Consider the following 14918-nt stretch of genomic DNA (forward strand, 5'->3'; position numbering starts at 1 on the left):
AAAATGCACAGCTTCGGGCACAATTGAGCACTTTGCAATCAGAGAACGAACAATTGAAGTCACGCATTGACGAGCTTGGCAACAAGGAGAATAAGTAATGGCACAAATTGATAAGACAACGCAATTTGACCAACGGTTATCAATCGCCGCAGAAGACGGTGGCACAGCGAACTACGCAACTTTGAGTGGTTCGATTGACCAATACGGTGTGCCATCAATGAGCTACTACATCAACGATGGTGTCATTTATCGTGAACATTTATCTGATTTCAGGACAGCTTGGTCAGCATTTCAAGATACCGTATTTGCAGAGGCTGATAAGGTTGTTGCCAGCTTTGAAAAGTAGTGGGGTAGAGTTATGAACTTTTTTCCACATGACATCGCAGGCTGGTTAGCAGTTATCGGCTCATTATCTGGTGCGATGTGGTTTGTCATTCAAAAAACGTTCGTTAAGTCTATGAATGACTTGAATAAGGCGATTAATGGCTTACAAGAAACTTTAAAAATTTATGATCATCGGCTTGATGACCACGAGACACGTATAAGGCTACTGGAAGATTGGAGAGAACATCACGATGACAACGAATAACTTAATAACCCTTGTAGAAGCGCTATGGCAATCAGGTATTGTCCCAGCGCTTTTAATTTTGGCCATTGGTTGGGCTTCAGAACGGTTTACCCGCAATAAGAGGATAACAAACTTGCTTGGTATTACAGAATCTGTGGTTAAGTGGGCCGAGGTGACCTTTGACGGTGGCCAAACCCAAAAAGCACAAGCAATCAAGTCGATTACAGATTATTTGATTAAGGCTGACAAAGCGCATTTGTTCACTGCTAAGCAGATTGATGAGGCAATTGAATGGGCTGTTGGAAAGATGAAGGAGGCAGAGAAGTAAAATGAATAAAACAATGAAATTGGTCGCAATTGGGGCGGCCTTTTTGTTTGGAACAACAATTATTAGTGATCATACGGTGCATGCAGATACGCCACGTTTTGACATGGTCGATGTGTCAAACCACAATGGACAGATGACGACACCTGAATTCATTGATATGCGAGATGCATACGGTGTTAAGGCAGTTACAACCAAGATTTCAGAAGGTACAGCCTACCATGACTGGACCGCTGCCGGAAATATTCGTGCCGCACAAGAAGCTGGCTTGTATATCAACGGTTATCATTACTTGCATGCAACAACGGTAGATGGCGCGATTGCTGAGGCCGATTATGCCGTCGCTATGGCACAAGCTGATGGCTTGCCAGTCGGAGCGGTTTTGGTTGCCGATGTTGAAGAACCGGCACAAATGGCAATGGGGGCAAATATGCAAGCTGTTGTGACGGCGTTCGAAAATGAGGTGCAAATTAAAGGTGGTTTCCGTACCACTGCTTATACAATGGGGTCGCATCTTGAGGTAACGCCATACGGTGAAAAGTCGTGGATTGCCTCATATCCCTTTACACCAACATCAACCCAAAACTGGTATGCTACGGAGCATGGTTGGCAATTTAACTCAAAGGCTACATTCCGCATGTCACTGGGTGTGTTTGATGTAAATCAGTTGTACGATAACTTCTTCACTGCTGACCAAGCGGTCATTAAGAAGGATACTGGAGACGCTGCTACCGTTTGGTCAAAGAAGGGTGTCTGGTACACAGACAAGTCATTCAAGCACAAGGCCAACGGCATCAAGAAGCACATGGGGTCTTACTGGTCATTTGCTAATGGTAAGTTGATCAAGTCTAACTGGACGAACTCATGGGGATTGTATTACTGGTCAGACGGTGAAGGTAAGCTGGTTCAAGGTCAAGGTACATGGAAGGGTTACAAGTGGGACTTCGGGACAGAGGGTACTTATTACGTTAAGAACGCCACGCCGAAGAACTTGAATAAGCTAGTTGAACAATTGAATAAGTAAAATAATCCCGCTAGACTAGCTATGAAGGCTAATCTGGCGGGATTTTTGCTTTTTATAAAAATGAAATTCGCCTTTAAATCGAATACATTGCTTTTTTTATTATATTATTCGTATAATATAGTTTGTATGTAGCAATTTTAAAGGAGGAAATTATCACATGACTATGATGAATTTAGCAAGGCATATAATTTCCGTTGCGAATGAAAATGATTTAACAATTACGAATTTACAGTTACAAAAAGTAATGTATTTCTCTATTCAAAATGCGTTGACTGAGGGAACATTATCTCGTGAAGTTATTGAAGACGAATACGATGAACCTTTTTTAGTTTGGAGATATGGCCCAGTTGTACAAGATGTTTATGAAAAGTATAGTAAATTTGGTTCATCTCCAATTATTGAGAATACAACACTTGATAATCGGTTGAGCAATATGGATGATGTAATAATTGATTTGTTGAGGGAAAATACATTCAGATTGGTTCAAAGATCACATGAAGAAGAATTTTGGAAAAATCATGAAAATGACATTATAGGTTGGAGAAGTAATATTCCGTATGAACTAAACAACATACAGAATAATAACTAAAATAATATGAATGTAGAATCAGCAAAAAAATACCTAGATACTGTTAAAAATAAAGAATATGGGACAAAATTAAATGATTTAGTGAGTGCTGTTCTTGATAATCCTGAAATTTTTTTGAACTTTGATTTTTTTGAATTAGATGATAAGAATGTTGATGAGTTTGACGAACGGTATGAAAATTTATTAGAATTTTTGGAAAAATTTAATATTCAATTTGTACCTTATTCGACGATTGCAAATATTGTATTTCAGTTGGATGAAGATAAAGCAGATGGAATGCCTATGTTTTTAGAACGTTTAACGAGTGCAATAGATAAGTCGCTTAATAAACTTTCAAATGATTACTATTTGCCAGAGCATCTCAGTGTTATGATAAAGATTTTGGAACATTTTCAATTATCTATATCTCAGAGAGGTTCGTTATATGAACAGCAAAAAGATGAGATAAAATCATTAAAACAAAACACTAAAATTATAGAAAAAAATTTCGAACAAAATTCAAAAGATTATCAAGAAAAATTGATGTTAGAATTTAACGAAGAAACAAAGTCTAACATCGATAAACTGAATGATAATTATGATGCAAAGATAGAGAGCTTAAATGCGGTGTATGTCAACCAGGTAGAAAAACTTCACGATTCTATGGATGGCAGAATTAACAATATGTACAGTGGATTTATATCTGTTTTGGGTATTTTTATTTCTATATCATTTAGTTTATTTGGTGCAGCTACGTTAATTAAAGATATATTCACTATCAGCACTGAGAAAGGATTCGATACATCTAGAAATGTTGTGGGGGTTAATATAATGTTAGCCGGAATCACAACTCTATTAATCTATTCATTAATAGTTGGTTTAATGATGGGGATTAGTAAAGTTGTAAAAACAAACTTTAAATTTAATTATCGTAACTTTTTTATTACTTATTCAGCTGCCGCAGGGGTTATATTATGTGGTCTATTGTATGCATATGATTTGAAACACCTGATTCATAAAGGCTTTTGGGCGGGAGTTATATTATTAATTTATGTTATTATTTGTGCAATTATATTTAAGAATGGAACAAAAATTAAAAGTTTTTTCTTTAAAAAAGGATAATGAATTAAAAAACGTTATTTAATGCACAAATAGACAAAATAAACAGTCTCCTACTATACAAATGAGAAATATGTACTCGGTCACCTTTGGGACACCCCCACAACTTATAAACGTTGATTTAACAACATCTAAGAAGTTCAACAAGAAGTACGGTTTGGCTTAATGTTAGGTTATTCAATACTGAAAAACCATCCAACTTTCGGGTTGGATGGTTTTTTGTATTGTTAATATTTAAAATTCGCACTATTTTCGCACCACTAACGACGTGAAGACAGTCCTGTAAAGGCTTTTTGCATACCATCCCGAAATGATGTTCGAACGTGATAAGACACATTTGCGCGTCTTCCAAGACTTTGTTGATTATGTGAATGCACAAAAGTGACGAATAGTTAGTGATTCGCTATAATGAAAGCATTACAAAAATGAGGCGGTGACAATCATGTCATTATCACTAACAGATTTGCAACGCGAACAACCCCGTCAAGTGCCATTGGCCAACTGGCAGGATGTGTTGCAAGCAGAACTTAACGCATTCGATACGGCTAGTTCAACAGTCGCTGGTATCGGCGACGTTGCTAAGACAATTGCCTTTGCGGTTGAGCGTTTCCACATTGCGTTTAATACGGACAATGTATTGACGTTCCGCACGCTAAATGACACGTACATTCTAGATGTTATCGGTGGTTTGGTGTTATCGCAATTGTTGGCACAACACTATATGGGAACAGTTTTGCCTACGGGCATTACAGAAAGTGACAACGGTGTCTTTGAGACGATGTCAGCCTGGTTAACTGACATTGCAGCTGTTGTGAAGTAAATATGAGGTGAAAAACGGCCCCAGCGTGCAGTGATGACTGCGTGTTGGGGCCGTTTTTTAGACTAATAAGTTATTATGAGTGAGTGCCGTGCTAGTGCACGAACATTGTGATAAAAATGAACTTAAATCCAAGGGAACTCAGGCTTAGTTGCCCCATAAACGGCAAAATCGCGCTTCGATACCGTGGCCCAGTTTTGGTTGCCGTAGTCAAAATGCCACCACTCTTCGATATAATTCGTGAAGCCGGCTTGTGTCATCACATGATAGAGTAGGCGCCGGTTTTCGCGATACGTGATGGTGTCGTCGCTGTCAGGTGCTTTTTCATAATAATCCGTCCGGGCCCGTTCGCTGATGTCGTCAAACGGACTACCCATTGGCAAGAGTCGGCCTTTCTCATCAACAATTGATAAATCAATTGAACCGCCAGTATTGTGTGGTGACGGTTTGGCCGGATTTGTTGATGGTAATGCGACAATCCGCAAGGCGGCCTGGGTCACCTGATGGTCATCAAAATCAGGATGATCACGTTTTACAAATGCTTGCATTTGATCAAAGAGGGCTTGTTGGGTAGCCATGTCGCGCCAGGCGTCGAAAATGACGAATTTATAACCGTATGGGAGCAAATCGGCCGCCTCGTTGAGTTTGCGTTGCACGGTTTCACGGGCGAACAAGTCTGCTTTCGCACCAGGTAATTGTTGAATGAAATATTGGGGGCTGATGACCATCTTTTCTGGCAAATAACTGAGCGAGACAAGGGGTTCAGTAACCGCTTTAATTGGTGTTGCCTGAATATCATCCCAGTGCCATGTTTGCAGTGGGGGTTCGATTGCAATTCCGGTAAATTCTAGCATGTGTAGTTCCTCCGTATTGATAGGGCATGTTATGTTCACGTTTTATTCAAAAATCGCAACTGGTATTCCATCCAATTACTGCTATAATATAAGTTACTTTGGGAAGAATGTGAGAATAATTAGTATGATTAAAAAAGATTTCATCCAACCGCTTAATCCAATTGTAACTAATTTGGCGCCAGATGGCTTGTTGGATTTCCAACTTGCTGTCCGCGATATTCCAGATTTGGTACGATTAACGTTTGGAGAGCCTGGCTTTAATGTTGATGACGCCATCAAGGCCCGTATCATTCAGTCAGTCCAGGAAGATAACTCACATTACGCTGACTCACAGGGTGAACGTGATTTGCGAAACGCCGCTGTTGCGTACTTCAACAAGAAGTACGATTTGAACTATAGCGGTGAAGACAATATCATTGTAACAATTGGTGTGTCAGAAGCAATTAATGTGGTTTTCTTAACACTATTAAACGATAACGAAGGGGTTATCGTACCAGAACCTGCGTACCCACCATATTTTGCCTCGCTTGATTTGGCACATGGTACGAAGGTTTCAATCAATACGCGACCAACTAATTTTAAGTTGACACCGGATCAGGTTGACGAAGCGATGGAAAAAGCTAAGGTGCCGGTTAAGGCAATCCTGTTTAACTATCCGTCAAATCCAACTGGGGTAACGTATTCAGAAGATGAATTGCGAGCCTTGGCAGCGGTCTTTAAAAAGCACCGTCTGTGGGTGATTTCAGATGAAATTTACTCACAATTGACGTATGATCAAGCGCACGTTTCATTAGCCAGCTTGATTCCTGATCAAACAGTGTTGATTACGGGACTCTCTAAGTCACATGCCATGACAGGTTATCGCATTGGGTTCATCTTGGGTGAAAAGGCCTTTATCGATGAAGCCCAAAAGGTACACGGAGCGTTGACGTTCTCGTTGCCAAAGGTACTTCAAGATGGTGCCTTGGTGGCGGTGACTGATGCGGCCGAAGTGGCTGATGAAATGCGGGATGTCTACAAGCGTCGTCGTGATTGGTTGACGCCACAACTACAAGAATTAGGCTTCGAAGTGGTGAATCCGGAGGGGGCATTCTATATTTTCGCTAAAATTCCAGCGGATATGGGGTTGAGTGGCTTTGACTTTGCAGTCGATTTGGCTGAAAAGGCGAAGGTTGCGATTATTCCAGGGGATGCCTTCTCAGAATACACGCCAGAGTATGTGCGAATTTCGTATGCAGCCTCAGATGAAGATTTGGCAGAAGCCATGAAGCGTATGACAGCATATTTTGCCGAACGTCGCGGTGAATAATAACCATTTAAGCAGAACGCGATTCGTCGTGTTCTGCTTTTTAAAAGTGAGTGGTTAATGACATTACGTAAACGAACACTTATAATTTGTAGTAAGCAATTATTCTGTTACTTTCATATTTTATAGAGGACAAATTCATGAAGACACGTCAAACTTCGAGCCGTCATTTGGTATTGACGGCGTTGTTTATTGCCATTATCTTGTTGCAGTCGATTGTGCCTTGGCTAGGTACGCTCCCATTAGGGGCCTTTGCAATCGGGGCAGCCGTGACGATAATTACCTTTACGGTGGCCATTGGGGCAATGGTCTTGGGGCCTAAGACTGGGGCCCTGCTTGGTTTTATCTGGGGGGCTTATTCGTTGTGGCATGCCTGGACGTCAGTGCCTAGTATCGGGTCGCTAATCTTCCGTAATCCAATTACCGCCATCGCGCCGCGCATGCTAGTGGGGGTCATTATTGGTTATCTTTACTGGCGTTTTGTGAAGGAACGTCCCATTGCGCAACAATCAGCCTGGTTGGTTGGCCTAGGTGCGCTATCGGCTTTCATTAATACCGCGTTGGTTTTGAGTCTGACCTGGATTGGGTTCAAAGTGATGAATACGTCATTTACCGGTATTCCTGACTCAGGCTTGGCAAATTGGTTAATTATTTCAATCGCTGGTTTTAATGGCATTTTTGAAATGATTGTCGGTGCTATCTTAGTACCGTTGATTGGAATTCCGGTGCTAACTGCATTTAATCGGCGTACCCAACAGTAACGTTAAATATTGACTAGCGAGGCTGGGAAAGAAGTCTCTGTCTCAGCCGCAAAAGCCGCCAATCTCCCGATTTAAAATCGGAGGATTGGCGGCTTTTAAACGTGGTCCTTACTTTAAGTCACACAAACAAATTCTTCGCGTTGGTGTAAACTTATAAGTGACATTTTGAACAAGGGGAAGAGGAGTAGATGACAGATAAACAAACACTGGCCCAACGAAACAATTTAATTCGTGCGGCCGTCATGGGAGCAAATGATGGCATTTTGTCTGTTTCAGGGATTGTAATCGGAGTGGCCGGGGCGACCACGAATTCGTTTGCCATTTTTATTGCTGGTTTTGCAGGGGCACTCGCGGGTACAGTGTCGATGGCGATGGGGGAATACGTGTCTGTCCACTCACAAAATGATGCTCAAGTGAAAGCCGAAGAGACGCAAACCCAGGCTTTAAAGACGGACTACGCGACTGAGTTTGCGTTTGTGCAACAAAAGTATATGAATCAAGGTATTTCAACTGATTTGGCCGCCCAGGCAACCCGCGAAATGATGGCGAAAGATGCCCTAGGGACAACAGTTCGCGAACGCTATGGCTTTACACTCCATCATGAAGTGTCGGCGATTGGGGCAGCGGTGGCCTCAATGATTGCCTTTCCATTAGGCTCAGTCTTGCCAATGTTGGCGATTACGTTGTTGCCACCACACGTCCGCGTACCAGCAACGGCGGTGGCTGTTTTAATTGCGTTGGCATTTACGGGTTACGCGGCCGCACACTTGTCTGGCGCAAATGAACGTCGGGCAACCGTCCGGAATGTGGTTGCTGGTATCTTTACGATGATTGTGACCTACTTAATTGGGTCATTAATTGGTCATTAGGGGGAGCTGGGGTATGCAAGCAAAAGAACATCAAACGATGGAAGAACGACTGAATGCCATTCGTGCCGGCGTACTAGGATCAAATGATGGGATTCTAACGGTGGTTGGCGTACTATTCTCAGTTGGGGCCGCCACTAATCATCAATTCACAATTTTAATTGCTGGCCTGGCAGATTTGTTTGCTTGTGCGTTATCGATGGCGTCAGGTGAGTATGCTTCGGTTAGCTCGCAGGCAGATGCGGAAAAGGTTGTTGTTGACCGGGAGACCCAGCGACTACGTGTTAATCCAGCCGGTGTCGCAGCAGATATTCGAGAATTCTACTTAGATCGTGGTGTCACTGAAGCAACTGCGGATAAGATTGTGGCGGAGTTGATGGAAAAGGCGCCCCTCAGGACGATTTTAGCAACGAAGTACGATGTCCAATTAGGGCACTATGTTGGACCGTGGTCGGCTGCAATTTCATCGTTGATTTGCGCGGCTGTGGGTGGGGCATTTCCACTGTTGGCACTGTATTTTTCACCAGTTCAGTGGCAGTTTGAAGCGACGATTGCCGCAACCGTTGTGGCAGTTGCTTTAACGGGTTTTCTAAGCGCAAAGATTGGCCATGGGTTCGCTAGAAAAGCCATCAAGCGGAATGTCGTGATTGGCCTGCTAACCATTGCCATCCACTATGGTATTGGTTTGTTCTTCTAAGACGAGTAGAATAGGTTAAAGCAAAAGCTGAGTTTATCTCAGCTTTTTTATGTAGGCGGATACGGTATTAAAGACTACTGAAATTTGGTAAGCTAGTACAAAAGGTCGGAGGCCAAGACAGTGACAGATCAATACGGACTACTGGGGTATCCGGCGCGCCATTCAAAGTCGCCGGCGATGCATAATGCTGCTTTTGAGGCAGCGGGAATCGATGCCAATTACCAAGCGTTTGAAGTAGCGCCAATGGCTTTGGCAGCGACATTTAAGAGTTTGGTTGCCTCAGGGGTGAAAGGCTTCAATGTGACTATGCCCTTTAAGCAACAAATCATGATGTATCTTGATGAAGTGACACCATTAGCAACCCGCTTAGAGTCAGTTAATACCATCACGGTCAAAGATGGTCGCACGATTGGTGATTCAACTGATGGGATGGGCTTTTGGCGGACACTACGCAATCCGGTCGACTCGGTCATTTTAATTGGGACCGGGGGTGCGGCACGCGCCATTATGGCGACGGCACCTAAATCAGTGACCTTGCATGTGTTCAATCGTATGGGCGAACATTTTGCGGAAAAAGCCGCTAAGGTTCAAGATTTAGCGCAAGTTGAATTGCATGATTTAGATGAAATTGATGTTTATCTACCTTATGCTGATTTGATTGTGAATGCGACGAATGTGGGGATGCGTGATAATCGTTCGGTCCTATCAACTGAGCAATTTTATGACACGCAGCCCGATGTACAAGTGGTCGATATTATTTATAAGCCTGAACCAACCCCGTTTGTGGCAGCAGCTCGGGCCGCAAATCGCCAAGCTGATGATGGATTAGCCATGTTAGTCGGTCAAGGTGCGTTGAGCTTTGAGCAATGGCGGGGCGAACTCCCAAATGTACAAGCGATGAAACGTGCGATTAATAAAGAAGATTAGAGAGGCAAGCAAAGATGATTCTTGTCATGAAAGATGTGGCAACGGCCCAAAAAACGTTAGCGTCAGCTACTGCAGCTGGGCTTGAACACGTTTTTTTGAATGAAAATCGAGTGGGCTTTGCGACCGTGAAGACACTGGCGGAAGTGCCGTTTGTTGATGAAACGGCAGTTGTTGAGACGATTACGAAACATCCGGCCGCCTTGAAGAGTTCCCGTTTGTTCCACCCAGCCGATACTGTCATTACCACAGCCCATTCGCAAATTGGTGGTGATAATTTCGTCTTGATGGCCGGTCCAGATTCAATTGAGTCGGCTGAACATATCCAACTTATGGGTGAAGCAGTGCAAACCGTTGGCGCAACATTACTCCGTGGTGGTTCATACAAACCACGAACAAGTCCCTATAGTTTCCAAGGGTTGGGAGAAGCCGGGTTGCGGATGCATCGCGCGGCCGCGGATGCCCTGGGCATGGATATGATTACGGAAATTATGGATACACGAGATGTTGAAATTGTTGGCCAATATACGGATGTCTTCCAGGTTGGTACCCGTAATATGCAGAACTTTAGTTTATTGAAGGCGCTGGGAGCTCAGAACAAACCGGTTGCGTTGAAGCGTGGTATGAGTGCAACCATTGATGAATTGTTGAACGCTGCAGAATATATTGCGGCTGGTGGTAACGATCAGATTATCTTAATCGAGCGTGGTATCCGAACTTTCGATAACAAGTACACGCGTAATACGATGGATGTAAGCGCAATTCCAGTGTTGCAGGAATTGACGCACTACCCCGTGTTGGCGGATCCATCTCACGCGGCCGGCGTTGCGCACCACGTGGCGGCTGTTGGCTTAGCCGCAGTGGCCGCAGGTGCACAAGGATTAATGGTTGAAATCCATGACAATCCAGCGGCCGCCTTTGTTGATGGTGCCCAGGCGTTGACACCATCGCAATTTGCGGAGCTAGCAAAAAAGGCAGTTGCCATTCGAGAGGTGGTTAAGTTCGGATGATTCATGTAAAACTGGCCTCGAAAGCCTATGATGTGGTCATTGCTAGTGGCGTTCGTCATCAAGTGGGTGAACGACTTGCCACAATTTGGCAACCGCGTCAGGTGATGATTGTGACAGACCAGAACGTGGGCCCCTTGTATTTAGCTGACGTCAGTGCTAGTCTGGCACAACATGGTTTTACAGTCCACACGACAACAATACCGGTGGGCGAGACATCAAAGTCATTGCAGATGGTTGAACAAATCGTTGGTAAAATGGCAGCGTATGGCTTTACCCGGCAGGATGCCATTGTTGCCCTTGGCGGTGGTTTAGTTGGTGATTTAACCGGGGTTATCGCATCGTTGTACATGCGCGGGATTGCCTTCGCTCAAATTGCGACATCATTAACCGCACAGGTTGATGCAAGTGTCGGTGGTAAAACGGCAGTTAATATGGCAACTGTTAAAAATATCATGGGGTCGTTCTATCAGCCGGATATGGTGCTGATTGACCCGGATTTTTTGCAAACGTTGTCTGATCGTGACTTAGTTGAGGGATACGCTGAAGTTGTTAAAACAAGCGCCCTGGCAGGTGGCGATTTTTGGCGTTTGACCGGTGATATTAAAACGGTGGCCGCGATTCGTGAACGGGCCGAGACGTTAATCACGAAGTCGGTTTTGTATAAGCGTGACATTGTGGTGGCTGACGAAAAAGAAGGTGGCGTCCGGAAGTATTTGAACTTCGGTCATACGTTGGGCCATGCGATTGAGTTGATGGCGCATGGCGAGTTGCGCCACGGTGAAGCGGTTGCCATTGGCATGGTCGCCATTTCAGAACGGTTTGAAAAAGCTGGCATTACCGAATCAGGCATAACAGCGTTGCTACGCGACCGGTTGGTTGCCGTTGGTTTACCAGTAACGTCACCTCTGATCGGGCAAGCGGCTTTTTATGACCACTTAAAAAATGATAAGAAAAACGCGGCCGGTACGCTTCAGCTAGTTGCCATTTCAGTTCCTGGTCAACCGACCATTGTTCAGAAAGCCCTAGCTGATATGCCAGCCTTTGTAGAAAGCAGGTAGCAATTATGCGGTATATGACAGCAGGTGAGAGTCATGGGCCAGAAGAAGTCGCCATTATTGAGGGGATTCCAGCTGGTTTAACGTTGACACAAGCCGATATTGATGAACAATTGGCCCGTCGTCAGCACGCCTATGGTCGTGGTCAACGTCAAGTGATTGAGACGGATAAAGTGACGATTATGGCGGGTGTTCGTCATCAGGTGACATTAGGATCGCCAATTGCATTGAACGTCCATAATGATGACCACAACCACTGGACCAAAATTATGGACCCCAACGTGCCAGCTGATGCTGAAAACACAATGCGCAAGGTGATGCGACCACGTCCCGGGCACGCTGATTTGGTTGGTGGTATGAAATACCGTCACCAAGCTGATTTGCGGAATGTTTTGGAACGCTCATCAGCGCGTGAAACGGTCATGCGTGTTGCGGTGGGGGCTGTTGCCAAAAAGTTATTGGCTGAAATTGGCGTTGATGTGCATGGCTTTGTCTTGAACGTTGGACCAGCCCGGGCAGATACGAGTGTGTTAACAAACTATCGTACCCTGCAAGAGTTACGTGAAGTAACCGAAAGCTTCCCAACCCGTACTTTAGACGCTGAAACGGATGCAAAGATTCGCGAAGTGATTGATCAAACGAAGCGTGACGCGAATACGGTGGGTGGGACCGTGCAAGTGATGGCGACAGGTGTTCCAGTTGGACTTGGTTCATATGTGTCAGCCGATGAAAAACTTGATGCTAAAATTGCCCGCGCAATTGTTGGTATTAATGCGTTCAAAGGTGTTGAGTTTGGTGGTGGCTTTGAAAATGCCGAAAAGTACGGTAGCGAAGTCATGGACGAAATTTACTGGGATACTGATCGTGGCTTTTACCGCGGCTCAAATAATTTGGGTGGTTTCGAAGGTGGTATGACCACTGGTGAGATGATTGTGGTGAAGGGGGTTGTGAAGCCGATTCCAACCTTGTACCGCGCGATGCAAAGTGTTGATATTGATACCCATGAGGATCACCGGGCGTCAATTGAACGTTCGGATACGACTGCCGTAACCGCGGCAGCCGTCATTGCTGAGGCAATGGTGGCAATTGAGCTAGCAAAGGCTGTTTTGGATAAGTTTGATGCCGATAATATGGGGCGCTTGCAGGAACAACTAGCTGCTTATCGTGAAGAAATTAAGCGTTTTTAAGTTAACAAACACAAAAGACAGAAAGCGAGACGAAAAATGACAGACCGAAAATTGCAAACTGCAGTCCAAGGCGTACGTGGCCGTCTCGAAGTGCCTGGTGATAAAAGTATTTCACACCGTGCGGTCATGCTGGGAAGCATTGCTGACGGTGATACATATATTAAAGGGATTTTAGATTCAGATGATGTGCGCAGTACGTTGGGGGCGATGGCTGATATGGGGGTCGAAGCGGAGTGGCATGATCAAGACGTCATTGTTCATGGACGCCCGCTGACAGCTTTAGAGGAGCCCAGTCATGCGTTGAATATGGGTAATTCGGGGACTTCGACGCGGTTGCTCATGGGCTTGTTGGCCAACCAACCGTTTCCAATTACGTATAGTGGGGATGCCAGTCTAAGTACTCGTCCACTGGGTCGCGTCATCGATCCGTTAGGGAAGATGGGGGCCCGTTATGTGGCTACAAACCAGCGCTTACCGGCAACAAAAGTGCCGACGCAAGGATTACAGGGGATTCACTATCGATTGCCGGTTGCCTCGGCACAGGTAAAGAGTGCTTTGATTTTGGCGGGCCTGCAAGCTGAAGGGCAGACGGTGATTACAGAACCATTGGCGACCCGCGACCATACCGAGCGTATGTTGCAACAATTTGGCGTGACAATCACTCGCGATGGGCAAGATATTATTGTGAACCCCACGACAAAGCTTCATGCAACCACGATTCAGGTGCCTGGTGATATTTCATCAGCCGCCTTTTGGTTGATTGCTGGTTTAATTGTGCCGAATAGTCAATTGACTTTAACTAAAGTTGGAATCAACGACACCCGCACCGGCATTTTGCGATTATTGCAACGCATGGGGGCGGTGATTACGATGGCTAATGTGGTGGCTGATGGTGGTGAACCATATGCTGACTTAACAGTGACTACTCAGGGATTACAGGGTATCCACATTAACGGGGATGACGTGCCAACCGCGGTCGATGAAATTCCGCTTCTAGTATTAGCAGCGACACAAGCGTTGGGCGACACGGTGATAACCGGCGCCCAGGAGTTGCACGTGAAAGAAACGGATCGGATTGCAACGGTGACCACCCAATTAAATAAATTAGGGGCGAACATTGAAGCCCGAGAAGATGGCTTTGTCGTACACGGTGGGACGCCATTGCGGGTTGCTGAGCCAACTACGGTTGATTCATGTGGCGATCACCGGATTGGGATGATGTTGGCAATCGCAGCCTTGATTACCGATGGTGAAGTTACGTTAGCGAAGGCAGAGGCAGTGAGTGTCTCGTATCCAAGCTTTTTTGCAGACCTAGAAAGAGTTGTGGCAGAATGAAAACAGCAGTTTTAATTGGGTTTATGGGGGCCGGTAAGACCACAGTTGGCCGTGAGCTAGCTGAATTGCTAGGGTTGCCCTTAATTGATACCGACAAAGAAATTATTCGCCGAACGGGTCAGACGCCTGGTGAAATTTTTGCGACGGCGGGCGAAGCGAGTTTTCGTGAATTGGAATACACCGTCTTGCAAGATGTCATTCACAAAGGTGGGGTGATTGCGACCGGTGGTGGGATTGTTGAAACACCTGGCAATATTCAGCTACTGTCTGAAGCGGGCGTGCCAGTTTACTATTTATCAGGTTCGTTCGGTCAGACACTAGAACGCCTGGCAGATGATGATACTCGGCCAATTTTGCGCACGAAGACGTTACTAGAGGTGGCCGCATTATGGCGTAGTCGGTTGCCAAAGTATGATGCAGCTGCAACAACTACTGTGCAAACCGATGGGAAAACCCCGCGTGACATTGCCCGTCTGATTCAGATTGCATTTGAGGGTTAACA

18 protein-coding genes are annotated in these 14918 nt (G+C 45.0%); 17 read left to right on the forward strand and 1 reads right to left on the reverse strand.

Annotated elements, in window-relative coordinates; all coding sequences use genetic code 11:
• The first annotated feature begins 97 nt into the window (after positions 1-97).
• The 7 genes from ACJ28U_RS11830 to ACJ28U_RS11860 all read left to right on the forward strand — a co-directional run bounded on the left by ACJ28U_RS11830 (position 98) and on the right by ACJ28U_RS11860 (position 4424).
• On the forward strand, positions 98-346 hold the full coding sequence (locus ACJ28U_RS11830) for a hypothetical protein (RefSeq protein WP_407619403.1): 249 nt from the start codon (positions 98-100) through the stop codon (positions 344-346).
• Between the two features lie 12 nt (positions 347-358).
• Positions 359-589 carry a hypothetical protein gene (locus ACJ28U_RS11835; protein WP_407619404.1) on the forward strand — a complete coding sequence of 77 codons (231 nt, stop codon included), beginning with the start codon at positions 359-361 and terminating at the stop codon, positions 587-589.
• Positions 576-896 carry a hypothetical protein gene (locus ACJ28U_RS11840; protein WP_407619405.1) on the forward strand — a complete coding sequence of 107 codons (321 nt, stop codon included), beginning with the start codon at positions 576-578 and terminating at the stop codon, positions 894-896. Before ACJ28U_RS11835 ends, ACJ28U_RS11840 begins: the two co-directional genes overlap by 14 nt.
• A gap of 1 nt (position 897) precedes the next feature.
• Positions 898-1917, forward strand: a complete 1020-nt coding sequence (locus ACJ28U_RS11845) for a GH25 family lysozyme (RefSeq protein WP_407619406.1) — start codon at positions 898-900, stop codon at positions 1915-1917.
• A gap of 157 nt (positions 1918-2074) precedes the next feature.
• Positions 2075-2506 (forward strand): Panacea domain-containing protein, encoded by a 432-nt coding sequence (locus ACJ28U_RS11850; protein ID WP_407619407.1) that lies wholly within the window; start codon positions 2075-2077, stop codon positions 2504-2506.
• A 6-nt stretch (positions 2507-2512) separates the two neighbouring features.
• On the forward strand, positions 2513-3607 hold the full coding sequence (locus ACJ28U_RS11855; RefSeq protein WP_407619408.1) for a hypothetical protein: 1095 nt from the start codon (positions 2513-2515) through the stop codon (positions 3605-3607).
• A gap of 439 nt (positions 3608-4046) precedes the next feature.
• The gene (locus ACJ28U_RS11860) at positions 4047-4424 is read left to right on the forward strand and encodes a hypothetical protein (protein ID WP_407619409.1); all 378 of its coding nucleotides are present in this window, start codon (positions 4047-4049) and stop codon (positions 4422-4424) included.
• A gap of 122 nt (positions 4425-4546) precedes the next feature.
• On the opposite strand, the gene ACJ28U_RS11865 is transcribed toward ACJ28U_RS11860, so the two are convergent.
• Positions 4547-5275 (reverse strand): M15 family metallopeptidase, encoded by a 729-nt coding sequence (locus ACJ28U_RS11865; protein ID WP_407619410.1) that lies wholly within the window; start codon positions 5273-5275, stop codon positions 4547-4549.
• Between the two features lie 124 nt (positions 5276-5399).
• On the opposite strand from ACJ28U_RS11865, the gene ACJ28U_RS11870 reads away from it, so the two are divergent.
• From ACJ28U_RS11870 to ACJ28U_RS11915, 10 genes are all read left to right on the forward strand, one after another.
• Entirely contained in the window at positions 5400-6584 is a 1185-nt protein-coding gene (locus ACJ28U_RS11870; protein ID WP_407619411.1) for an aminotransferase class I/II-fold pyridoxal phosphate-dependent enzyme, read from the forward strand.
• A gap of 137 nt (positions 6585-6721) precedes the next feature.
• Positions 6722-7342: an ECF transporter S component gene (locus ACJ28U_RS11875; RefSeq protein ID WP_407619412.1), complete on the forward strand. Its 621-nt coding sequence runs from the start codon at positions 6722-6724 to the stop codon at positions 7340-7342.
• A gap of 188 nt (positions 7343-7530) precedes the next feature.
• Positions 7531-8211, forward strand: a complete 681-nt coding sequence (locus ACJ28U_RS11880) for a VIT family protein (protein ID WP_259712246.1) — start codon at positions 7531-7533, stop codon at positions 8209-8211.
• Between the two features lie 13 nt (positions 8212-8224).
• Complete coding sequence (locus tag ACJ28U_RS11885) at positions 8225-8905, forward strand: VIT family protein (protein WP_407619413.1); 681 nt, start codon at positions 8225-8227, stop codon at positions 8903-8905.
• A 120-nt stretch (positions 8906-9025) separates the two neighbouring features.
• Positions 9026-9832, forward strand: a complete 807-nt coding sequence (gene aroE / locus ACJ28U_RS11890) for a shikimate dehydrogenase (protein ID WP_407619414.1) — start codon at positions 9026-9028, stop codon at positions 9830-9832.
• 14 nt (positions 9833-9846) lie between these two features.
• On the forward strand, positions 9847-10839 hold the full coding sequence (aroF, locus tag ACJ28U_RS11895; protein WP_407619415.1) for a 3-deoxy-7-phosphoheptulonate synthase: 993 nt from the start codon (positions 9847-9849) through the stop codon (positions 10837-10839).
• The gene (gene aroB / locus ACJ28U_RS11900) at positions 10836-11897 is read left to right on the forward strand and encodes a 3-dehydroquinate synthase (RefSeq protein ID WP_407619416.1); all 1062 of its coding nucleotides are present in this window, start codon (positions 10836-10838) and stop codon (positions 11895-11897) included. Before aroF ends, aroB begins: the two co-directional genes overlap by 4 nt.
• A 5-nt stretch (positions 11898-11902) precedes the next feature.
• Positions 11903-13081 (forward strand): chorismate synthase, encoded by a 1179-nt coding sequence (gene aroC, locus ACJ28U_RS11905; RefSeq protein ID WP_407619417.1) that lies wholly within the window; start codon positions 11903-11905, stop codon positions 13079-13081.
• 36 nt (positions 13082-13117) lie between these two features.
• Entirely contained in the window at positions 13118-14416 is a 1299-nt protein-coding gene (aroA, locus tag ACJ28U_RS11910; protein WP_099087855.1) for a 3-phosphoshikimate 1-carboxyvinyltransferase, read from the forward strand.
• Positions 14413-14916, forward strand: a complete 504-nt coding sequence (locus tag ACJ28U_RS11915) for a shikimate kinase (RefSeq protein ID WP_216811974.1) — start codon at positions 14413-14415, stop codon at positions 14914-14916. The genes aroA and ACJ28U_RS11915 overlap by 4 nt, the downstream gene beginning before the upstream one ends.
• Positions 14917-14918 lie beyond the last annotated feature (2 nt).

Origin of the sequence: Weissella sp. MSCH1 (assembly GCF_045799135.1) — a bacterium.
Lineage (GTDB): Bacteria > Bacillota > Bacilli > Lactobacillales > Lactobacillaceae > Weissella.